The 1,028-nt window shown below is 65.3% G+C and carries 1 protein-coding gene; it reads left to right on the top strand.

Going from position 1 to position 1,028, the window contains the following annotated elements:
• Positions 1–81: 81 nt before the first annotated feature.
• Positions 82–1,028: aromatic amino acid lyase (locus tag EN906_RS35235; protein ID WP_164777660.1), on the top strand; the 947-nt coding region annotated here is incomplete at its 3' end.

The raw sequence follows: 1,028 nt of genomic DNA, 5'->3' as shown, positions 1-1,028 counted from the left end.
GATCAAGGCGCTGGTCGACGGCGACAAGACGCTATTCGAGGAACCACTCTACTAAGTCCCTTATTTCCAGTGGTGTGAAGCATGCCAGTTAGCCTGTCGAAGCGTGACGACATCAACCTCGACACTGTTTTCCGCGTCGCCTGGAAGAAGGACACGGTGGCGATCGGCGAGAAGGCCTTGCAGCGCATCGCCGAATGCCGCGCCTCGTTTCTCAGGCTGATCGAATCCGATCCGCCACCGGTCATCTATGGCGTCACAACCGCCATGGGGGAATTGGCAAGCCGAAAGCTCGAACCTGACGAGCGTGATCGCCATGCGCGCATCAAGGCGTTTGCCGCCGCCACCTCGTTCGGCGATCCCTTGCCGGATCGCGTGGTCAGGGCGATCGTGCTTGCCCGTCTGACGAATTTCATCGAGGGCAACGCCGCCACAACGCCGCGCATCGCGCTAGCCGTGGCCGCAATGCTCGACGGGGAGCCGATGCCTGTCGTGCCGGCCTCCGGCCAGGGCGGCGCCGGTGAGATCCTGGCGCTCTACCCCTTGTTTGCAGAACTTTCGACGCGTTTCGACCTCGAGGTCAAGGAACGGGGTTCGCTCATCAACGGCTCGCCTTGCGCTGCCGCTCTGGTGGCAGACGCAGCGCTCGCGGCGCGCCGCCGGATCCGCATGGCGCACCAGGTGTTCGCGCTGTCGATCGAGGCGTTTCGTGCCCCCCTCGAACACTATGACGCCGCCCTCGACACGCTCTGGGGCGATGAGCATGAGGCCGCGGCCCTGCAGGGTTTGCGGGAATTTCTGGTTGGCGCCGGCGACGGGCGGCGCAACTATCAGGCGCCGGTCAGCTACCGCATCGTGCCGCGCGTCCTCGGCCAGGCGCATCGTGCGTTGTCGTCGGCCGAGCGGGCGGCCAATGTGTCGCTGGCCTCTATATCGGACAATCCGGTCTACATCCCGCCCGACGATGCACATCCGCTCGGCCGACGACAACGCACGATGCGCCTGGCCGAGGACGCGCGGCACGATGCGGT

The sequence above is a fragment of the Mesorhizobium sp. M7A.F.Ca.CA.004.06.1.1 genome (genome assembly GCF_003999135.1).
In the GTDB taxonomy this organism is placed as follows: Bacteria; Pseudomonadota; Alphaproteobacteria; order Rhizobiales; family Rhizobiaceae; genus Mesorhizobium.
The sequence above is the reverse complement of the archived record's forward strand: the minus strand, read 5'-3'. Positions and strand labels throughout refer to the sequence as shown.